14 protein-coding genes are annotated in these 23,975 nt (G+C 32.5%); all 14 read right to left on the bottom strand.

Annotation, left to right across the window (positions count from 1 at the left end; all coding sequences use genetic code 11):
- Nucleotides 1-2 precede the first annotated feature (2 nt).
- A complete protein-coding gene (azu, locus tag WPG_RS09245; protein WP_045471644.1) occupies nucleotides 3-518 on the bottom strand; it encodes an azurin in 516 nt (171 codons plus the stop codon).
- A 57-nt stretch (nucleotides 519-575) separates the two neighbouring features.
- Nucleotides 576-2,066: a glycerol kinase GlpK gene (glpK, locus tag WPG_RS09240; protein ID WP_045471641.1), complete on the bottom strand. Its 1,491-nt coding sequence runs from the start codon at nucleotides 2,064-2,066 to the stop codon at nucleotides 576-578.
- A 5-nt stretch (nucleotides 2,067-2,071) separates the two neighbouring features.
- A complete protein-coding gene (locus WPG_RS09235; RefSeq protein WP_045471639.1) occupies nucleotides 2,072-3,646 on the bottom strand; it encodes a glycerol-3-phosphate dehydrogenase/oxidase in 1,575 nt (524 codons plus the stop codon).
- Between the two features lie 16 nt (nucleotides 3,647-3,662).
- The gene (locus tag WPG_RS09230) at nucleotides 3,663-4,823 is read right to left on the bottom strand and encodes an MFS transporter (protein ID WP_045471637.1); all 1,161 of its coding nucleotides are present in this window, start codon (nucleotides 4,821-4,823) and stop codon (nucleotides 3,663-3,665) included.
- 1 nt (nucleotide 4,824) lies between these two features.
- Nucleotides 4,825-6,681, bottom strand: a complete 1,857-nt coding sequence (locus WPG_RS09225; protein ID WP_045471635.1) for an alpha,alpha-trehalase — start codon at nucleotides 6,679-6,681, stop codon at nucleotides 4,825-4,827.
- 21 nt (nucleotides 6,682-6,702) lie between these two features.
- Nucleotides 6,703-7,926, bottom strand: a complete 1,224-nt coding sequence (locus WPG_RS09220) for an MFS transporter (protein WP_045471633.1) — start codon at nucleotides 7,924-7,926, stop codon at nucleotides 6,703-6,705.
- 18 nt (nucleotides 7,927-7,944) lie between these two features.
- A complete protein-coding gene (locus tag WPG_RS09215) occupies nucleotides 7,945-9,279 on the bottom strand; it encodes an MFS transporter (RefSeq protein ID WP_045471631.1) in 1,335 nt (444 codons plus the stop codon).
- Between the two features lie 167 nt (nucleotides 9,280-9,446).
- Nucleotides 9,447-10,073, bottom strand: coding sequence for a hypothetical protein (locus WPG_RS09210; protein WP_045471628.1), 627 nt, complete (start codon nucleotides 10,071-10,073; stop codon nucleotides 9,447-9,449).
- Nucleotides 10,074-10,085: 12 nt separating this feature from the next.
- Entirely contained in the window at nucleotides 10,086-10,973 is an 888-nt protein-coding gene (locus WPG_RS09205; RefSeq protein WP_045471625.1) for a transcriptional regulator, read from the bottom strand.
- A 15-nt stretch (nucleotides 10,974-10,988) separates the two neighbouring features.
- Nucleotides 10,989-12,320, bottom strand: a complete 1,332-nt coding sequence (locus tag WPG_RS09200) for a vanadium-dependent haloperoxidase (protein WP_045471622.1) — start codon at nucleotides 12,318-12,320, stop codon at nucleotides 10,989-10,991.
- 85 nt (nucleotides 12,321-12,405) lie between these two features.
- Nucleotides 12,406-15,639 carry a VCBS repeat-containing protein gene (locus WPG_RS09195; protein ID WP_045471619.1) on the bottom strand — a complete coding sequence of 1,078 codons (3,234 nt, stop codon included), beginning with the start codon at nucleotides 15,637-15,639 and terminating at the stop codon, nucleotides 12,406-12,408.
- Nucleotides 15,632-18,988, bottom strand: a complete 3,357-nt coding sequence (locus WPG_RS09190) for a VCBS repeat-containing protein (RefSeq protein ID WP_045471616.1) — start codon at nucleotides 18,986-18,988, stop codon at nucleotides 15,632-15,634. The genes WPG_RS09195 and WPG_RS09190 overlap by 8 nt, the downstream gene beginning before the upstream one ends.
- A gap of 2 nt (nucleotides 18,989-18,990) precedes the next feature.
- Nucleotides 18,991-22,284 carry a VCBS repeat-containing protein gene (locus WPG_RS09185; RefSeq protein ID WP_052471205.1) on the bottom strand — a complete coding sequence of 1,098 codons (3,294 nt, stop codon included), beginning with the start codon at nucleotides 22,282-22,284 and terminating at the stop codon, nucleotides 18,991-18,993.
- A 75-nt stretch (nucleotides 22,285-22,359) separates the two neighbouring features.
- Entirely contained in the window at nucleotides 22,360-23,967 is a 1,608-nt protein-coding gene (locus WPG_RS09180) for a RagB/SusD family nutrient uptake outer membrane protein (protein ID WP_045471613.1), read from the bottom strand.
- Nucleotides 23,968-23,975: the final 8 nt, after the last annotated feature.

Genomic DNA, 23,975 nt, shown 5'->3' with positions numbered 1-23,975 from the left:
GCTTACTCTACAATAAATTTCCCTTGCATTAAAGCGAAGTGCGCTGGGAAACTACAAATAAAATCGTATTCACCTACTTCTGGGACATCAAATTCAATAGTAGTAATTTGTCCACCACCAATCATTTTAGTATGCGCAATAACTTCATCTGTTCCTTCAGGTATATAACCATTATCCTTAGCTATTGCAGCCTTAGCAGCGAAAGCCGCCTTATCAGTTCCTTTTTTAAGTATCACAACATTATGCCCCATAATATTGACATCAATTTTACCATTGTGTTTTAAAGTAAGTTTTACTCTTTGACCCGCTTTTACTCGCAATTCTTTTTTATTAAATTGCATGTTGTCATCACCAATAATACCTAAAATTGCTAGATTAGTATCTTTTTTAGTGCTTTTATCCTTTTTAAAGTCATAGGTTGTTTTTTCTTCTTTTTCCTCTTCTTTTCCACCACAATTAAATAGTGTAAAACTAGTTATTGTCAATACAAGAATACTTAGATTTAGATACTTTTTCATTTTATAATAATTAATAATAAATATAATTTTCAATATACGAATTAAGTTAATAATGAACTATTCTACAACCCAATTTTTACTGCGGTTAACAGCTTTATGCCATTGTGCAATTAATTTTAATTGTTTTTCGGTATTGGTATTTGGAGTAAATGTTTTGTCTTTTTGCCACTGCTTACGAATTTGTTTTTTATTCTTAAACACACCTACTGCTAAACCTGCTAAATAAGCAGCACCTAGAGCAGTGGTTTCTAAGTTTGTCGGTCTTACAACATCACAATTAAAAATATCTGATTGTATTTGTAATAGCAAATTATTTGCTGAAGCACCTCCATCTACTCTCAATTCTTTTAAATGCATATTAGCGTCATTCTCCATCGCTTTGACTATATCATAAACCTGCAATGCAATACCTTCTAAAGTAGCTCTTGCTAAATGCGATTTATTAGTCCCTCGCGAAATACCTTGAATACTACCTCTGGCATAAGGATCCCAATGAGGTGAGCCTAAACCTGTAAACGCAGGCACAACAATAACTCCGTCACTATCATCCACTTTGTTGGCAAGAACCTCAATATCTTTGGCATCATCAATTAAATTCAATCCATCTCTTAGCCATTGAACAGCGGCACCACCAACAAAAACACTACCTTCTAGAGCATATTGCGTTTTACCATTGATTTGCCAAGCTATAGTCGTTAATAATTGATTTTGAGATATTACTGGTGTCTTCCCTGTATTCATTAATAGAAAACAGCCTGTACCATAAGTATTCTTTACCATGCCCTTTTTTGTACATAGTTGACCAAAAAGCGCAGCTTGTTGATCACCTGCGATTCCTGCAATTGGAATTTTTTCACCAAACAATTCTGCATAGCCATATATTTCAGATGACGACTTTACCTCTGGAAGCATTGCTTCTGGAATCTGAAACAACTCTAGCAATTCCTTATCCCATTTCAGTGTATGAATATTAAATATCATGGTACGTGATGCGTTACTAACATCCGTAACATAGACGCTGCCTTTTGTTAGCTTGAAGATTAGCCATGTATCTACTGTACCGAAGCACAATTCGCCTTTTTCAGCCAAATCTTTAGCCTTAAGCACATTATCTAATATCCATTTAATTTTAGATCCAGAAAAATAAGCATCTATGATTAATCCTGTTTTTTCTTGAATGTCTTCAGCATAGCCTTTAGCTTTTAACTGATCGCAAAAAGCAGCTGTTCTTCGATCTTGCCAAACAATAGCATTATAAATAGGTTCGCCAGTTTTTCTGTTCCAAACTATGGTAGTTTCGCGTTGGTTGGTAATACCAATTGCAGAAATATCTTTTATTTTATAAGCATCTTTTGAAAGTACTTCGTTTATAGTTTTTAATTGCGATTGCCATATGGCTTCAGGATCGTGCTCAACCCAACCATTTTTAGGGAAAATTTGTTCAAAATCTTGTTGCGATGAAGCAATGTTGTTTCCACTTGCATCAAAAACAATAGATCTGCTAGATGTTGTACCTTGATCGAGTGCCAGAATGAGTTGTTGAGACATATCTTTTAAATTAAATAGCCTTGCGCTAGGTTCTTAAATTCTTCTATTTGATTAAGTTTCCACGAATCAGATTTTCCTAATTCTTTTTGTAAAATACCAGCAACTGTTTCAGCACATTCCATAGCTGCTTGTGCATCTAAAAACAACAATCTAATTCGTCTTGCAAGCACATCTTCAACAGTTCTTGCCATTTCATATCTTGCAGCCCAGATCACCTGACCTGTATTAAATTGATAATTAGGATGGATCTGTTCTCTATAACTATCTTCTGAATTTATTAGTTGCTCTAATGCGGTAGCATCACTTCCATAAAACCATAGGTTTTTATCTAGATCTTTTCTATCAGTCCCATTTAGATTCCCATGAATTGGTAATACTCTTGTTTTAGATTTTACATTGGGCAAATTATGAGTTATAATAGCTTCATTAACTACATCTTCACTCATCTCTCTGTAGGTTGTCCATTTACCACCAACAATGGTGAGTAATCCACTTTCTGAATGTATAATTTTGTGCCCTCTTGAAATTTCTTTGGTATTACTCTTATCACCTTCTGGTGCAACCAAAGGTCTTAATCCTGAAAAAACGGATAGCACATCTTTTCTGTTGGGTTTTTTTATAAGATATTCTGAAGCATTTTCTAAAATAAAATCTATTTCTTCCTGTAAAGGTTTAGGTTCATAGCTTGGCTTTTTAATAGGAGTATCTGTTGTACCAACCACCACTTTATTATGCCAAGGAATCGCAAATAAAACACGTCCATCACTTGTTTTAGGCACCATTAATGCCGTTTCACCATCCAAGAACGACTTATTTAGAACCAAATGAATACCTTGACTAGGTACTATTTTGAGACTCTTTTTTTTGCGACCTGCAAGTTTTAAAATCTTATTAGAAAATACACCAGTAGCATTTATAACTACCTTAGATTTTACCTTAATGATTTCATCCGTTTCGGTATTAGTGACAGCAATTCCGGTGAGATTACCTTCATCATCTTTAAGCATATCAGTTACTTTAAAATGATTTAGAATAATAGCTCCAGACTCGCATGCTGTTTGCGCTAAATTCAATGCTAATCTGGCATCATCAAATTGCCCATCAAAGTAGGTAACCCCTCCTTTAAGTTTATGCTTTTTAAGATTTACTATTCTACTAATAGCCTTTTTTGCAGAAATGATTCTTGAGCCACCGATTGATTTTCTTAAAGATAATAAATCATACACAATTAATCCTATTCCATAAAAATATTTATTTAGCTGCGTATAACTCGGTATTAAAAATGCCTGTCTTTTGAATAAGTGATTAGCATTTTTTTGAAGCAAACCTCTTTCTCTTAAGGCCTCAGTAACTAATTTAATATTTCCTTGTGCCAAATATCGTACTCCACCATGCACTAACTTTGTGCTTCTGCTTGATGTACCTTTTGCAAAATCATGAGATTCAAACAAAGCGACTTTAAACCCTCGAGATGATGCATCTACAGCAATACCTAATCCGCTGGCACCACCACCAATGACTATAATATCAAATTGAGCTGTCGCCTTAAGCTTTTCTAATTGTGCCTTTCTATTAAACATGTATTGTTTTTGGTACTTATTTCGCTTTTAGTTTAAAAACAGCAATACAAGTTGCTAACAAAGTAATGCTTAATAAAAACACATAGCTCATTTTTAAACTAAAACTATCTGAAATATAACCCAATATTACTGGACCAACTAAAAATCCGACAAAACCTACACCAGAAACGAACGAAATGCTTTTCGAAGCTGCAATTCCTTTTGTTGTTCCGGCAATTCTTAACAGCTCTGGAATGATAACTGATAAACCAAGACCAATAATACCAAAGCCTAAAACTGTTAAAATAAGTCCATTTAGAAGTACAAATACATATCCTACGGCTGCTAAAGTACAGCCTAGTATTACTATTTTATCAGAGCCTATTTTTGCGCTAATTCCGTCACCAAAAAAACGTCCAATAGTCATCATTATAGAAAAAACGGTAAATCCTAAACCTGCCAAATTTTCTGAAGATACTTTTACAACTTCAGTTAAATAAATTGAACTCCAGTGCTCAATCGCTCCTTCATTACCCATAATTACCATAGCTAAAAACCCAAGAATTATTAATGGTTTTAGTAATTTCATAGGAAGCTTTTGCTTTTCTTCAGAGACCTCTTCTACTTCTCTTATATTAAAATACTGTCTAAATAAAAGTAGGTTTGTAATTATAACAAAAGTTGTCATAATCATAACGTGATATAATGGTGAATCAAAAACACCAATTAAAACTGAACCAACTAAAGCACCTATGGCTCCTCCTAAGCTAAAAAAACCATGAGCAGCAGACATAAAATTCACCTCATCTGATTTCTCCATTTCAGATACTACGGTATTCATGGCTATATCTGTTAATCCTGAAAAGATGCCAACTAAAAAAAGAGAGACACATAACATTACGTATGTTGGGGCAATTAATGGACCAATGAAAGCGACACTAAAAATACATATACCAAAAAATGTTGCTTTTCCTATTCCAATCTTTTTGGTAATCAACGGTACTACAGGAATAAAAAACAATAAGCCCAACGCCAAACAGAACAAGGCAAATCCTATTTGAGAATCGTCTAATTGTAATTTATTTTTTACCTGAGGAATATATAATACCCATGTTCCAATCATTATATTTAATGAACTAAAGACCCACACAATTGAGAAGTAGCGTTTATTAGATAAAATGAGTTGTAATGATTTCATATTATAATTTGAATATTGATTCTGGTGTTTCTAAGTTATTAAGCCGTTGAATTAAATCTTGATTTAATAATTGTAGTCCATATTGAAAAGAGGCATTCATCCAGCCAAAACCTTCTTGTGTAATATATTCGAAATCTGTACCTACGTTTCCGTATTCCGCAAAAACCTTATGCGTTGCAGCAACAACATCATATTTTTCTGGAATTGTACCATTATAATCTACTGCATTCCTAGTAATCATATATAACCAACGATAGACTAATTCTTGTAATTCGTCCTGAAAACCTTGAATTTTTAACCCTCTCCAAACCATCATTTGGTGTGGAGCCCAACCATTAGGATAATCCCATTGACGTTGAATTGCATTTTCAGGAAGTTTAGCGTTCATTGCTCTAGATGTACCAGCAATGCCACCTTTTTCTTTGAGCTGAGCCATTAATGAATCGACCATTTTTTTTGCATCTTCACTATTTACTCCTGTCCAAAGCGGAATAAAATTAGAGGCGCTTTCAAAATGTGATTGCTCTTCCATTTTAAAATTATAGTCAAAGAACTGCCCTTTATCTTCATTCCACATGAACTTATACATTCGCTCTAGCCTTTCATGAGCAATTGTATACCAATATGCACCATGATAACCCTCAAAAACACAATCAAAATAAGTATCAATTAGATAGGCAAAATCAGATTCGTATTTATATAATAAACTATTGAGAGCAACTGTATTTAAATCTGCACAGACATCATCTAAACGCCAAGAGGTATCATGGCCAGATTCTCTTAAACTTCTATCGTGTGTAAAGTAGATATCTAAGTTTGGTTCTTTTATTTTACCTGACTGATAGTCTGCAACAAATTCTTTTATTGTAAGTGAATGTGATTTTGCATAAGATTCTAAGACTTCGTCAAAATGACCTTCTTCCGTTTCTGGTGGAAAACCAATTCCTTCTGCATAGTATCGATTTAACCCGTTTGAAGTTAATCGCTTGCCTTCAACCATCCAAACCGTTTCATATTCTTTTATTGCTGTTTTTAAATGGCTCGCTAACCAGTCTTTATCTTGAGTGACTTCGAAAACTTCAGAAATCAAACTCGTGTAAAAAGGTGGTTGTGTTCGGGTTAAATAGTAGCTCCGATTCGCATTTAAGATTTTACCATAATGTTCAATCTGATATTGAAAATTATCAGCCATAGCTTTGGCAAGTTCAACCTTTCCATCACAGAGTAAACCAACAGCTTCAAAATAGCTATCCCAACCGTACATTTCATTAAATCGACCTCCGGGAACCACAAAAGGAACGCCTTCTATATCACCATTTTTATTCTCTAATTTTAAACTTAAAATACCAGGCGCATTATTTATAGACTTCACAAAATCTGGTGTGATGTCCTTAGGCAATTTAATGGCTTTGATTGGAAGGTCAGTTTCTAAATCCTTGTAATAATTAAAAGCTAAATCGTCAGAATACGGAATATATACTGGAAGTGTTTTGGCTGTTAAACTATCGTTTTTAGTATCTGAAATTAATGCCTCAATTCCTGATTTATCCATACGTCTAGTCAATCCTTTCCAATAAAAATCTCTAATCATTCTAGAGATTCTATTCGCTGGTAACTCATCAATATTCTGAAAATCTATTATTGCTTCAGTTTTACCCTGTTGCTTTTGAATAACCAACTCTTGTAAAAGATTTGAAAGTTGATATGTTCCTTTTATAGTTGTTTGATTTCCTTCTGTAGAAGTTAATTTAAAAGCTTTTGGTCCATTATCCTCAATGGTTATTTTTTTATCACCATCTGTGTCTTCTTGTTGAAGTAATTTCTGGAGGGTTTCTTCAATGTTCAATATAAATACCATCAATAATTTGTTACATTAAAATTAATTTTTTGAAATAGCTCTATACAAAATCCAAATAATAATAAAAATTGCTACAATTGGTATTAGTGAAAAATAAAATGCTGTAGTTCCGCTATAGATTTTAAAAATATTTCCAGTAATCATTGAACCTGTAGTTCCTCCCAAAGCAGAAAAAATCACTATTAGACCAGCCATGGAACTATGCATATGCTTCGGAAGTGATGATAAAATTGTTGAATTTAAAGTAGGGTATATTGGAGCTATAAATAGACCCATTAATGGCATTAAATAAACTACCAGCGGAGCACTTAACCATGAAATCTCATTATCTATTGAAACTGAATTTGCAAGAGGTAATGCCAGCATAACAATAATTGCTACCATAATTAAACAAATACTTAATACATAAACCCACTTAACTTTACTCAGAATAATACCGCCAATAAAACGCCCGATCATTGTTGCTCCAGCAAGAACGGCACCAGCTTGAATAGCCATACTCGCAGGTGTATTAAGGATACTCTCATAAAATGTTGGAAACCAAGTTTGGAAACTTTGCTCAATAAGTACATAAAGAAATATACTAACAATAAAAATTAAGACTAATGGCTTCAGAGCTATTTTAAACATCTCAATAAAATCTTCCTTAAAAGAACGCTTCTCAATTTTAGATTTGCTTTCGTCAAACTTTGTTGTAATTAAAATAAAAAAAGCTACCAAAGATAAGCCACCCATATACCAATACATGTTCAACCAATGTTCTGATTTAGGGTTATCATCATCAATGAAGAAGCTAAAAAGAATATTCCCAAGTAATATTCCTCCCATAAAAACAGCCTCTAAAATACCCATGAAACTGCTATGCTCTTTTTCATTATTTGTAATTAAACTAATTGTAGCAAATACAGAAACTTTTATTAAAGCAAATGAAATACCTATAGCGACAAAAAGTAATTTAAAATACCAAAACTCATTTAAAAAAGGCGTTAGAAAACAGAATATTGAAACAATCAATAAACCAGATAGCATGGCTCTTTTCAAGCCTAATTTTGGTAAAAAAGACGCTAGAATAAATGCAGCAATAGCTATAGGGAAATCTTTAAAACCTTCTAATAGACTTGCCGTATCTTTTTCAATATCATATGCTCTTTGAACCTGCAAAATAACTGAGCCAACACTATTAAGTAAAAAAGCAAAAACGAAATAATTTAAAAATAATGATAATTTAATCCCTAAGTTTTTCATACCTAACTCATTTAATTATTACTCTTGTGACACTTCAAATTCAGAATCTTCAGTGGGCTTTGGCACATTTAAACGCATTGCTAATACACCTGCCATAACAAAAAATGCACCTGCAAATAGCATGGCATTTATTGCATTATTCCCTAATAAATACTTGTAAATTGGACCGAATGTTAAAGTTTGTATAAACATTGGTATAACAATCATCATATTTAAAATACCCATATAAACACCACGCCGTTCTTGAGAAACAACTTTTGAAACCATGGTGTATGGAATACCCATCATAGCTGCCCAACCAATACCAAAAAGTATCATTGGAGCTAATACCATTGTTGGGTCAGAAATATAAGGAATCGTGAATAATGCTAAGGCTGTGCCTATTAAACTGTAAGCGTATATTTTTTTACCACCATAACGTAATGTTAGAGGCACCAATGCCAATGCTATAACCATCGTAACAATATTGTATGTAGTACTCATTTTAGCAGCTTGTGCACCTGCTTCAGAAATTGAAAAACCTAAGGTCTGTCTAAACAATGGTGTGATGAATTGCCAATAAATAAATAGTGCATACCATTGAAAAAGATATACGGCTCCAATTTTCCACATAAATTTTGGCATATGCTTTATAGCGTGCGCGATTTCTTGAAAGGGCTGTGATAAGCGCTTACTAAACGGAAGACTTTTGATGTGATTAATATCTTTTAATTCTTCTTCTGAAGGTGGAATTTCTGGTGTTTTTAAAACAGACCATAATATCGTTGTAATTGAAAGAATACTACCGATATAAAATGAATAATACAACCACTGAGGGATTTTACCAGCGACTTCGACAGAATCACCCCCAAGATATTTTTGAAACAAAATAATTGAACCATTAGCTAAAAGTATTCCAGCTCCAACAAAAAGACTTTGCATTTGATAACCTAAGCTTAATTGCTTTTCTGGTAATTTATCACCAACAAATGCTCTGTAAGGTTCCATAGCCATATTGTTACCAACATCTAAAATCCATAATAAACCCACCGCAAACCATAATATTGGACTATGCGGAAATGCAAATAGACATAGACTACCTAATAATGCTCCAATTAAAAAATAGGGTTTTCTTCTTCCCCAACGATTAGACCAGGTTTTATCTGACATCGCTCCTATTATAGGTTGTACAATTAATCCTGTTACTGGACCTGCAATATTTAAAATAGGTAGCATATCTTCTGGTGCACCTAGATATAAAAAGATTGGGTTGATAGCTGTTTGTTGCAAACCGAAACTGTATTGAATTCCTAAGAATCCAACATTCATGTTGAAGATTTGCCAAAACGATAATCTTGGTTTAGTTAGTTTCATGTGTTAATATTTATAAGTTAATATAGTCACATGGAATATTCATAACATCAACTTAGAAAATAGTTGTTTTTACGTAATGAATGTTTCATATTAGTCTGATTTAAAATTTAAAGCAACAAATCTTATTTACTAACACTAAGACTTAAAATATAGGATATACAATCCTATTAGATATTGTTCTTTACAGTTAAGTCTGCAAATTTGATTTGTTTCTTTATTATGTTATGCTCAATTTCAAGAACTTGTTCATTGAAATCGTTCATGATATCTCTTGCTCTGTTAGCTCTATTCAGCTTTGTATCTTTATATGAATCCTCTATGAACACCTTATATGAAGGTTTTTCTAAAAGCATAGTGTAAGTCCCTTCTACAATACAAAAATCATAAACACTTGGGTAGATAATTTCTTCACTTATTGTATTCTCACCGTAGTTGACTAAAGGCTTTATCAATCTTTCATCTCCATCTAAAAATGAAGCAATGTGTTGATCTAATAACTGTAAGTTTACCTCAACTGTACCAACATTATTAATATCATTTAATCTTTGTTTATGATTATCTTTAGGTGGTAAACGAAAATAATCATCACCATGAAATGTAAACCCTTTAATGCCTAATTCTTTCTCTAGATCTAGGAATAAAGCATAAGCCAGAGACGTTTTTCCGCTTCCAGATTCACCAGCAACAGCAATGCAAATTCGTTTTTTTTGTAAGAATTTTTCTTTTAACTCAGAGATGATCTCATTATTATTTTTTTTGAAATTTGAATGATATGTTAGTTTATCTCCTATCATAAATTGCCATTACTATTCTATTGGCATAAATATTTCTGCTTTCCAATTTATCTCATTACCGCCAAAGTTTGGATTATTGTAAAAATACTCAACGGGAGTTAATTGGATGTCTTTATTTAAGTCTTTTGCTTTTCTCATTAAGGTATACCAGGCTCTATCCGATGTGATATAATTTCCGTTGTAGGTTGCCTTTAATGCCTTTTTTGCAAATATGCGTTTGTATTTTATTATAGTGTGTGTTGGCAATTTCTCAGATCTAATTATTGGAAAACAAAAATTATAGTTTATACTGTCTTTTTCAATATCCCAATGAGTTATTTCAACAAAAGGTGGACCATTAAGCTCGACATTATTATTAGCCATAACACTAGTTAATAACGTGTAATTCTGCATCATACCATTTGCTTTATCAGATTGCTTCCCTTTAAGAGGCACATAAGCACAAAACGTAGATTTTAAATCTGATTCGCCTTCATAAGTAACCTTGAAATTATCTAAATGGTCATTTAAGTACTCATAAAAGTTTGTTACTGTTTTCGCTGATTGCTTTTGTATTGGAATATCAAAAAACGGTTTTCGCAATCTATTTTGAAGACTATTATTCTCATCTTTTATATGAACTGTAACTGACGATGTTGAATCATTTAAAGCTTTAAAAGACCAATTATATATATGAATTGAATCCCCAAATGCAATACGTTGCTCCATATTATTTATGCCTCTTTGAGATTGTATCTCTCCATCAACTTCAGTATTCCAAACTTTTAGTGTTTGATTTATAGTACCTGGAAGTGCTTTAGCTTCAAAGGTTACTTTATAATCAGCAGGATAAATGAATAAGTAAATCACTAATGCAATAATTACACTTATTAAGGCTGTCCATATTATTTTTTTAGTCATTTACGCTCTATTGTATTATTTACCTTTAGCTATAATTTCTAATTTATCGACCACAAAATCTCCTAATGCTCTTCCTTGCTGTAAACCAATCCCTACTGCAGCTCTGTAATGGATACCTCCATAAAGCCTACTTATAGCTGCTTCATCTGCTGCTTTATCAAAAGATTGATAAGATCTTACAGGTAAACCATAAGGTATTTCTGTATCATCATCAAATTGAAAATTATCTCCAAAAATAGCTGTTAAAACCGTCGAAGCAGATCCAGATACTACCGAATGACCACTTGTATATTCTGGAAATGGTGGAGTTTGCAAAATAGATTTCCAGCTATCATCAAAATGTTTATTAATAAGTGTTTCTGGCCTTATTAGGTTACTTCTATATTTTTCGTCCCAACAACTAATAAATGCTTCGAAAATACCTAAAGACGTTTTAGTATATGCATTTATAGTATTCATCATATCATAGTCGCTTTTTCTGCAAGCAATCTTTGTAATTCCTATCCAATGTGCACCAGGTGTAATTTTTTTAGTCGCAAACATTAAATGCCCTCTGGTAATTGAAACATATGGGTTACAGTCCCAAAATTGTGCAATTTGTAATTCTTCGGAGGTATCACCCTTTTCTGTTATTTCATTACTAATAGCATAAACTTCTTCTAACTCCTTATAAAAATCAGATTCCTTATCCATAGAAAAACTTGGTGGTGGAACGGGTTTAAACTGAGCTGCTGAGTCTAAAGTAAATGGACGTATTTTATTCCAATGTGGTTCTATTCCATCCATATAAGCAGGTGGTGTTGGCTGCCAACGTGAAGGATCATCAGAAAAGACAGAGAACTTAGGCATGGTTCTCGTTTCTTTGTAATTATCAGTATCCATCCACTCACCAATAAAGTCAGCTACTTCTTCACCATATGTTTTAGATATTTCAAATTGCTTAGAATTTATAGCTTCCCATTTTGTATACAAACTATCTCTAAATTGTTCTACCATCTGCTCAGAAAAGATTAAGCGTTTACTCAATTCCATGTGTGCTACAAGTGCAGCTAATTCAAAATTTAGATTCGTAGTATCTTTAGGTTGCGGTATTTTAGTAAGTTGGGCAATTTGTCCTACTAAAGAATTATTGTCAGAATGTTTTGAAGCCATAATTTCATAAGCAGCGATATTAGGATATGCAAAAACTCTACTTGCTACAGGAGGTGAGAATATATCATGAACCATAACTTGTGTTACTTTATCAACGGAAGCATGATAATCTTCTGTAGTTACAATAATATTTTCCTTATTTTGACAAGACCATAATACTGTAAATACTAAAATTATGATTGAAAATCTTTTCATGTGTTTATATTTATTTTTTTTATGGTCACATGCTGTTCGCCATTAATAATTATTCTTGACTGACAAAATTTTGAAGATGCTCGTTTCATGGTTTTAAAATTTCATATACCTCAGCGGCATCATTATTATATGTTACTAATACATAACTTTTACCAAAGGCATTTAAAAGGCTTAAATGTCTTACGGATTTATGTTTTAAATTAAGTCCTAATCTGTAACCCAGAGTTATATCTTCATCATTTTCTAATAACGCACCAGAAAACCCGTCAAATCTTCCATGGTAAGGTTTTACACCAAAGTAATTACCAGCAGTTAATACTTCTGTTTCACCGTCTGCATCAAAATCAGATTCCAAAAATACTAAAATTGGTGCTGTTTGTAACGCCTCATTGAAAGGTACAAAAGAAAATTTTCCATCTTCATTTCTGAGGTATCCAGATTGCAAGGTTTCTACTTCAAGTACTCCAGCTTTTGATAGTGTCTTTTTATCAAATATGTCTTCTATGGACTTACCTGCAAAACTTTTATAAGTATTGAATTTTTTTCTTAATGAAACTAACTGTCCAGCTAAATCATCTAGACCAACCAAAGGATAATAAGATTCATTTTTCTCTATACATATTATAGTTTCAGTTTGTTTGTTATCATCAAAATCTGCATAAAACATTTTAAGAGGATAATCTTCTGAAGCCTTAAATTTTGAGTTTAATCCCCAATTACCTAAGAGGTAATCCATATCACCATCTTTATCAATATCAAATGGCTGAATAGCTTGCCACAAACCTTTTATCTTCTGATTTATGATATTAGATTCTTTTAGTTGACCATTTTGATTTTTAAAGAATTTTGGTGTCATCCACTCACCTACAACAATAAGGTCTTTTTGACCATCATTATCATAATCGTCCCAAATGGCATCTGTAACCATTCCTGTTTCCATTTTTTTAGCTGTAAAGCTTCCACCATTATTAATTAGAAGAGTAGACTCTGGTAATTTCCCAAAATCTGAAGTAATCATATAATTACCTACAAACACATCAAGATCGCCATCATTATCGATATCATAAGGTGCTACAACAGAGGAGTTTTGGTACATCTCGGGAAGTTCTCCAATTTCAAATACACTATCATTATTAATAACATATGTATCTAAAAGTGATTTTGATTTACCATAAAAATCAGCACCTCCTGTACCTATGAATATATCATTTTGACCATCCCCATTAAAATCGGCAATAGCAGCTTTTACATCTTCTTTTATAGCTAACGATTCAAAATTAGCATCAGGAAAAGGCACAAATGCAGAGTCATTCTGAACAAACAATTGTGCTTTTATACGTTTAGAGCCTCCAAAAAATACATCCGTTTTAGCATCGTTATTTATATCGCCTAAGGCTACAGCAGGTCCTTTATCTGAAGCCTGATACGGCATTAATTTTTGTCTTAGAAAATCGGAATAGTTATCTTCTTCATGTTTAAAATTTATACCTAAATTACCTTCTACCCTTTTAAACAAAGGCTTATCTTTAGTAAGCGTTGGGCTGATTGTTTTTTGTATGTTTTCTGGAGTTATTATCTTAGTCTGATTCGCTTTAACATCATATAATATTTGGTAAGTCTCATTTGGCCATTCTATTTTTAAAGAATCTAATTGATTCGAATTCCCTAAACCAAAATGCGCTATGGGCTGAGACGATGCCTGAAAACCTCTAACGGTATATAGCTCTCTATACTGAACTTTCCCATTACTATACCCATATAATTTAGTCCCTATTCCTAATGTGTTTTTATCAGAATACTTAAGTTTTATTTTTAGATAGTTTGTCTCAGTTTTTGTTGTATTGATATACAAAGAAGGTGAATTATTAAGGTTATTTATAATAATATCTAAATCGCCATCATTGTCTAAATCTGCCAATGCTGTAGCTGCTGAGGCAAGGGTATCATTAGATATCCATTGCTCAGACATATCGGTAAATTTTAATTTATCTGAACCTTTAAAGATATAATTATGAGCCTTACCAGAAGGCATCATATCTAGTGCTTTTTGGTCAACTAATTTAGTGTTATTTATCTTTTGTTGAATTTGATTACTCGATATAAACTTTATATAATCTATATCGTTTGGACGTTTTGGTATGCCATTAGATATGAACAAATCTTGATTCCCGTCGTGATTGAAATCTGCAAATAATGCACTCCAGCTCCAATCCGTTGCTGCTATGTTCGCTTGTAACGCTACTTCTTCAAAATGACTATCTGGACGATTTAAATACAGCATATTTCTTGTAAACTGATAATGATAACCGTATTGAGTAACTCGCATCTTTTGAGTCTGGATATTATCATCACCTTCTGAGCTCTTTAAAGCCAATTCATCTTCTGGTAACATATCTAAAGATATTAAATCTGGCCATCCGTCTGCATTAATATCTGCAACGTCATTACCCATTGAAAATCGTGTTGTATGTCCAAAATAATCTCTAAGTGATTCTTTAAACGTTCCATCTCCATTATTTAAATAGAAGTAGTCGTCTTCATGAAAATCGTTACCAATATATATATCTGGCCAACCATCTTTATTAAAATCACTTACTGCTAAACCCAATCCATAGCTATTAGCTCCACCAAAAATCCCTGCTTCCTCACTTACATCAGTAAAAAAGCCGTCATCATTTCTTAATAATTTGTCTCCTGTTTGCTGATTTCTATTTTGTCTTAAATCGGCATGTCCATATGATTCTTGTGTATGCACTGCGTGATTCAATAAATACATATCCAAATCACCATCATTGTCATAATCTAAAAAAGCAGCGTTAGAACTGTAAGTATCAAAGTCTAGCCCATATTTTTTAGATTGTTCTGTAAATGTGTTATCACCATTGTTTATAAAGAGTTCGTTATACCCTGTAAACCCTTTAATGCCAACAACAGCGCAAACATAAATATCTAAAAAGCCATCGTTATTTATATCTGCCATTACAGCACCTGTATTCCAACTACTTATGCCTTCAATTCCAGCTTTTTTCGAAATATTTTCAAACTGTAGGTTACCTTTATTTAAGTATAGTGCGTTTTTAACTTGATTACCCGAAAGAAAAATATCTGGTAAATCATCATTGTTTATATCACCTACAGCTACACCACCACCATTATAAAAATAAAGGTAATCAAGTATGTTTAGGTTATCTGTTTCTGTGACTGTATTTATAAAATCTATACCTTGATTTGTGGCAGATAAGTTATCAAACAACTGGTCTTTGTCTTTACAATTTGTGCAGATAAGTAATAGCAATATGTAGCAACAAAATTTATTCATTTTTAAGAAATAATTTTGGTTGACTATTATTAATTCCAGTTATGAAATAAGATTTTCCGTCTTTATCTTTTAATGGCAGAATTTGTTTGACTTCTCCTTTAACAAAGAAACCGCTCGTCTTATAATCTTGCCATTCAAAATTTAAGTCGCCATCACCTAAAAGTACGTGACCATAACTAGCATCTATTCGTGAAAACTGAGGTTTATATTCATAATTATTTCCTGCCATTATGATGTCTAAATTTCCGTCATTATTTACATCCGAGCATGTAATATCGCATACACAAGAAAACTGAACTCTGTTTGGTAAAGGTTTAATATCAAAATTACCTTCACCGTTATTTATAGCGATTACGGTTTCAGCAATATCAACTTGCTTTACTATAGCATTATCAAGTAAATCCTTAGAAAATAATTCATCTATTGCTCTTACTGCATAATCTGAAGCTTTTAAATTTTGCTTTTTGAGAGATACTAATTGTGCTGTGATTTCCTTTTTTTGGTGCAGTGGATAATCTTTTCCATCTCTATGCTGCGTAATAATTTGCTCAATAGTACCATTGTTATCAAAATCATTAATCCACATTTTTAGTGGTGAATTATCTTTTGGTTTGTAATGGATGTTAGTACCATTGTTTCCTAATACTAAATCGATATCTCCATCTTTATCTAAGTCCTCAGCGTATATGGTATTCCACCAACCATTTAAGTTATCTAAAGACGTATCAGCAATACCTAACTGTTTTCCGTTGTTATAAAATGTATTTACCGTTCCCCAGTCTGAAGTTGTTATTAAATCAGTTTTACCATCACCATTTATATCACTCCAAATGGCATCTGTAATCATACCTGCATCTTTTATGTGATATGCTATTTTCTCAGTAGCATCAGCAAAATTACCTTCACCTTGATTTTCTAAAAACAAATGTTTGGGGTTAATTCCATAAATACCTGTAACACTTCTTGATCCAATAAAAACATCAATATCTCCGTCGTTATCAAAGTCATTTGGTGCAATTACTGAGATATTGGTAAAAGATTGTGGCAGCTCTTTCTCTGACTTACTGAAATTACCTTTTCCATCATTTATGTATAGCCTAAGTCCTTTTTTGTTTTTTTCAGTAAGTTCATTACCTCCAGTCCCTACTATAAGATCTAAATCATTGTCATTATCTACATCAAAAAACGACGCTGCTGTATCCTCAAAAGAAGCATCCTTAGCAAATACGTCTTGATACTTATTACTTAGAATACCATGTCCTTTATGATAGTATACTATTCCTGACTGTCCTTTCGCACCACCAACAAAAACATCATCATTACCATCATTATTTATATCACCAATGGCCATAGCTGGCCCTTCTTGAGATAACTTATTGGCAATCAAACCTTCATAATCAAAATCGTTGAAATTATTTTCTTTATGTGCAATTAATCCTTTGTTTTCAAGACTCTGTAAGAATGGTTTTTGTGACTCTTCATTTTGGGGAACGTATTTTTCATTAGCCTCTAATTGACTTAACTTTAAAGTGGAATTAGATTCAATATTTTTTAATAATTGTGTGGTATTGTTTGGCCAAATAACTCTTATAGAATCTATGGTTGCAGTCTCACCTAAACCAATAGTTAAGGGATATTCCATTGACGATTGAAATCCTCTAGATGGTGTTAACTCTTGATATATTTCATTATTTTCAAAATATAATTTAATTTTTGCTCCAACTGCAAAAGGGTTTTTATCTGCGCCAGCTAATCTGAGTTTTACAAAATTGTTTTCAGTAATAAATTCTGTATTATTTTGATATACAAAAGCCTCCATATTCACATTATTAACTACAACATCTAGATCACCATCATTATCTAAATCTCCATAAGCCACACCATTTGACATTCCTGGTTGTTCCATTCCCCAATCTTTCGAAGCATTTTTAAAGGTGAGGTCTTTATTGTTTTTAAAAGCATAATTTGGCAAAGGTTTAATTGGCATTTTCTCTATAATAGAATCGATAGCTGTTTTTTTACCTGTAAGCGCCAATTTTTGAACAATTTCATTAGCAAAAAAGTCAACAAAATCTAAATCTGTAAGATCATGATTAATGCCATTGGTCACATAAATATCTTTAAAACCGTCATTATCCATATCAAAAATTAAACCTGCCCAACTCCAATCTGTAGCTTCTACACCACTGTAGTATGCAATTTCAGAAAAAGACCCATTACCATTATTTAATTGTAATGTATTTTGAATATACTGTTGATGAAAATCTTTTTGCTGCTTTAACTCAAATATGTTATAACCTTCAAACTCCATAACCGCCTTTACCCGCTCTTCTTTTTCAGGTAACATATCTGTTATAAAAATATCTTGAAGTCCATCATTATTTATATCTGAAATATCTACACCCATAGCAGATAAACAAAGATGTGGTGTGTACTCTTTTATTGCTTCTCTAAAAGTGCCATCTTGGTTATTGATATATAAATAATCGCGCTCATAAAAGTCGTTAGACACATACAAATCTGGATATAAATCGTGATTAATATCCGTGACCATAACACCTAACCCAAAACCGATAAGACTTCCGTAGATACCAGCATCTTCACTTACGTCTGTAAAAGTATCACCATCATTTCTCAATAACATATCACCCACTCCTCTAAATATGTGAGGTACATTTTCCCAATCTTGAGCTCTAACATCTCTTTGTTCTGCATAGCCTAAACTACTTACTGGTATATTACTATTATTTAAAATGTAAGCATCTAAATCACCATCTTTATCATAATCAAAAAAGGTAGCATGTGTAGAAAAGCCTGTTTTAGCAAGATTAAACTCATTTGCTTTTTCTGTAAATGTTAAATCACCATTGTTTATGTACAGGTCATTATCATGATTATTACCTTCCATATTACCTGCATTACTTACATAAAGATCTAATAATCCATCCGCATTAATATCTACCATAACCACTCCTGTAGACCATGGTTTATTACCGTTTACACCTGCTGATTCCGTAATATCTTCAAACTTTAAATCTCCTTTATTAAGGAAAAGTTTGTTTTCACCCATATTGGCGGTCATGTAAATATCTGGGAGTCCATCGTTATTTATATCTCCTATAGCGACACCACCTCCATTGTAAAAGTTTCGGTATTTGAAAATATTGAAGTTCTTTTGATTTTCAATTTTATTAGTGAATTTTATACCTGTTTCATCTGAGGGCAACAAGGTAAATAATGTAGTCTCTTTTATCTCTGAAACTATAGTCTTTTTCTCAGAGTCACAAGAACTCATTAAAGCGAAAATAAAAACTATATGGATAAGATTATATCTCTTGAATTTGAGCATTTTTAATTTTGTTTTTTATAGAATAAAAGACTGTCTTTGTTTCGTCCAACTACATAGATTTTTTCATCATTGAGTATTAATGGCTCTATGTCTCTAACCTGACCAAATATATCAAATAAAGGCAAATTTTTAGTGTTAAAAAAGCCCTTTTTATCATTGATTAATGCAATGCCATGGGATGCATCTAAACGTCCAAGTTGCGTGCTTATTTCGAAATTATTACCCGTCAAAATAACATCCTTGTATCCATCTGAATTTAAATCATCTACTAATATGTGGTTAATGGATGAATTTTGAGTCAATAAAGGAAGTTTATGTGTTTTAAAAGTTGAGTTTCCAACATTTTCAAAATAACAAGATTCTAATACAAACACCTGTTTTTGATTTGCGCTTTTTAATTGACTTTTACCAAACAATTCTTCAATGGTGGCTTCACCAAAGGTGTTATAAGAAAGGAAGTTTTTATTTAGTCTAGGTAATTGCTTTACTAATTCATCTTTATTAGCAATAGTGGTTTCGACACCTTTATAATAATAAGTCACTATTGTTTCTTTTGAACCATTATCATCGAAATCTTGTCTGTATAAATTTATAGGCTCTGCTTCACTTGTTCTCAGTCTTGTATTCAGTCCCCAATTTCCAGCTATGATATCAATATCTCCATCGTTATCAAAGTCTTCAGCTATTAATGTATTCCACCATCCAGATGTATCTGCCAACTCTTTGGAATTTAATATATTTAAATTTTTGCCGTCATTCATAAAAATGGTAATCGGCATCCAATGCCCAACCACAATAGCATCTTTAAATCCGTTACTATCTAAATCTTTCCAGACAATATCATATACATTACCTATGGTTCTAAAATCTTTACATATCTGGTCAGTAACATCCTCAAAATTTCCTTTACCATTATTTTCAAAAATGTATTGCTTTGGTGTTTCACCAAATTGATGAGGCTCTACATTTGCAGTAATACAAATATCTTTATCACCATCGTTATCTATATCTAAAACTGAAACTTTAGACGCATTTACTTCAACGTCTTTAAATTGAGTAGAATCCTTTACAATTTCACCATTATTAAAATAATACAATCTAGGTATTATAGCTTTACCTCGTTTAAATTCATTACCACCACTTGCTATGATAATTTCTTTTTTGCCATCTCCGTTAACGTCTACTAATGCAATCGCTGTATCATCGCTAATCGCATCATTATTTAAAGCTATTGATTCTAATTTTTTAAATTTTTGTTCTTTGTTTTGAATCCAAACCTCAGCAGCTTGTTTTTTTGCACCAGTAATAACAACATCTTCTAAGCCATCATTATTTAAATCTCCTATCTCTATATCAGGTCCGTTATTAGACAAACTATATGGCAATAATGGATCTCTACTAAAATCTAAAGTTTCTTGATCTTTATGAGTATAGGTTATGAGGGAATTAATTGAGCTTAAATAATTTTTATCAGAAAGCTTTATATCCTTGTAGTAATCACCTTTTGCATCCAAATAATTTACTGTTAGACTTTCATTCATTCTTGGTTCCACAATGGTTTGCCATACTTTAGTGGGCCAAACAACTTGTATAGAATCTATACTCGAATCTGTTCCAAGTCCAAAATGTAAATATGGTTCTTTAGCAGAAAGATAACCTGTAGTGGTATAATTTTCTCCCATCAACCTCTTATGCTTTGTATAAATAATAACTTTTGATCCTATTCCATTTCTGTTTTTTTGACTGCCCTTAAATGCAATTTTTATATAATCATTTGCTTTCTTTTCTGAAGTATGGTTTTCATAAATGTTAGCAGGTTCATCCACTTCATTTACAACAATATCTATATCCCCATCATTATCCAAATCAGAATACGCTGCACCATTACTAAATGTTGGCTTTTTAGCCATCCACTGTTCTGTAACATTCTCAAATGTTAAACCATCAATATTTCTAAATATATAGTTGGGTACTTTTTTTTGTGGTAATTTTTTTATGATATCCTTAGACGTATAAGTAATGTCTGAACCCAAATGCTTAGGTATGGTTTTATTTGATATAAAATTTATAAAATCCATATCATTTGTAACCCCTTTTATACCATTGGTAATATAAAGATCTTTTAGCCCATCATTGTCAAAATCTGCGGTCAAAGGTGACCAAGACCATTCTGTAGCTGCAATTTCACTTAAAAAACCAATTTCTGAAAACTTACCATTACCCTGATTAAGATGGAAGGTGTTTTGCATAAATTGATGATTATAGCCATTTTTAATATATCGCTGATAAATAGGATAGTTATACTCTGTTGCTGCACTCTTTAAAGTTTTCAGATCTTCTGGAAGCATATCCATAGAAATGATATCTGATTTTAAATCATTATTTATATCTGCTATCGTATTACCCATTGAAAAATGTGACGTATGCCCTAAAGCTGAGTCATCTGCATTAATCTCTCTAAATGTGCCATCTCGTTGATTAATGTATAAGTAATCGTTTTCAAAAAAATCATTCCCAATATATAAATCCGGATAGCCATCATTATTTAAATCACTTACAGATATACCTAACCCATAACCTATAGTTCCCTGATAAATTCCTGCTTCTTCTGATATATCTTTATAATAACCATTATCATTTTTAAACAATCTATCTCCTGCTGAAACATCAAAACCTAAACGCTTTTTCCCTGTACCGTAATTACTGTTAGGATAAAGTGAATGATTAAGTAAATACATATCTAAATCACCATCCAAATCGTAATCAAAAAAAGTAGCTTGAGTAGAATAGCCCGAAAAGTTTAATCCATACAGTTGGCTTTGCTCTTTAAATTGAGGAATACCATCATCATTCGTACCTTGATTTATGTATAACAGATTGTGACTTTCAAGGTTTAGGTGTTTACTGACCTTACATACATATATATCCATTAAGCCATCTTGGTTAATATCTACAGTGGTTACACCAGTTGTCCAACCTTCATTGTTATTTATATAAGCTACTTCAGTAACATCTTTAAAGTGAAAATCACCATTATTTAAATAAAGTTTATCCGAAACTTGGTTTCCTGTAAAATAAATATCACTTAATCTATCATTATTAAAATCTGCTATAGCGACACCTGCACCATTATAAAAATATAAATAATTAAGTATGTTTAATTCCTTTGAATACTCTAATGTATTATTAAATTCTATGTTAGATTCTGCAACCTCTGTAAATAGTGTGTCTTGATTAAATTCATTTTTACATGAATAAAAACAAAAAACAATTAGAATATAAAAAACGTTTCTCAAAGTAAACTAGATGACTTTAATATAAAAGAGAGCTTTAAAAAAGCTCTCTTTGTAAATAATTGTTATGAAAATAGGTTAGTAACCTGGATTCTGTGTTAAATTAGGATTAAGTATTACCTGACTTGCTGGAATAGGGAAAACATGCTTTTCAGAATTTCCTACAGCACTTGCATCTTTAAACTGCCAATCTCTAGTATACTGACCAAAACGAATTAAATCATTTCGTCTCCAAAATTCCATGTATAATTCTCTTCCTCTTTCGTCTATTAAATCTTGTTCAGATAAACTACCTAAAGGTGGTGTATTACCATTTGCATTTCTAAGGGCTCTTAATTGATTTACAAGTCCTAATGGTGTATCTGCAGAAGCACCACCTCTCATAATAGCCTCAGCTTTCATTAAATGCGCATCCGAATATCTGAAGAATATTTCATGCTCAGTAAATCCTCCATAACGAGGATTATACTTCATCATTCTTATTCCACTTACTTCGTCATTATCTGTTAAACTTAATTCTCCTGTAGCAGCATTAGTAAATTCTCTTGTAAAACTTAATGGATTACCAGATCTATCGTTTAGTGGTGTACCATCTACATTATATTGTTGACCAATTAAGTAACCAAAACCTACATTAGAACCTTCAGTCCCAGAAACATCACCAGACGGAGGAACACCCCCACGTCTTTCTTCTTGACCATCAAGTGGATTTCCACTAGCATCCACTCTATTGTTGTTCATATCACCTTCAAATAGGTCGTAATATTCTGCGAGTGTACTAAATCCATTCCAACCACCACCTCCTGCAGAAGTAGAGTTATAATGTAGTCCATTAAAAATACGGTTACCTACACCAGTATTCACATACCATACTGTTTCAGTATCAGCACTTTCTCTAAAAATATCAAAATAACCAGCTTGAGCAGCAAAACCGTCAGCTCCGATAGCATCAACTAAAGTTACTACTCTAGACATATCTGCCGCGTCAGGTGAGCCGCTTGTATATACATGCTTGTTAAGTAATACTTTTGCTAATAAATACCTAGCAGCAGCTTTAGAACCCCTTACGTTATCTCCACCTGCACTAGCACTTGGCATATCTGATATTGCATTTTCTAAATCACTGATAATAAAGTTAACAGCATCAGCACCTGTTAGTACTTCTGGGTTTGTAAGCGGGCTTAAAGTTGTATCTCTGAAAGGAATTTGCCCAAAATTGTCTAATATAACAAACATTCCTAATGCTCTTAAAAAATGTGCGTGTCCTACACTTTCAGTAGAGGCTACAGATCTAGAATCTAAAACCTCACTTGCTGTAAGTTGCAACTCATTCCACTGGTTCCATACATTAGTAATAAAAGCATGGTCTGGTGTCCAAGAGTGTTGATGTAATTGTCTCCAAATTCCATTATCACCCCAGTCAGATCCTCTCGTAGGAATTAATAACGCATCTGTAGTTACTTCACTCAATGCGAATAAATTTGCTTGATCTCCAACATATCCTCTAATGCTATTATACATTGCAGATACTTGTGATTCAGATTCATCATTTGTTTCAATTCCAGTAAATTCTGTATCTAATGCTGAATCTGTTTGTTCAACTTCTAAATCAGTACAAGAAGATAACCCAATGCATAGGACAGAAAGGACTAAAATCTTTGTTTTTAAATTAAAATAGTTTTTCATAGTTGTTT

The sequence above is a fragment of the Winogradskyella sp. PG-2 genome, from assembly GCF_000828715.1.
Taxonomy (GTDB): domain Bacteria; phylum Bacteroidota; class Bacteroidia; order Flavobacteriales; family Flavobacteriaceae; genus Winogradskyella.
The sequence above is the reverse complement of the archived record's forward strand: the minus strand, read 5'-3'. Positions and strand labels throughout refer to the sequence as shown.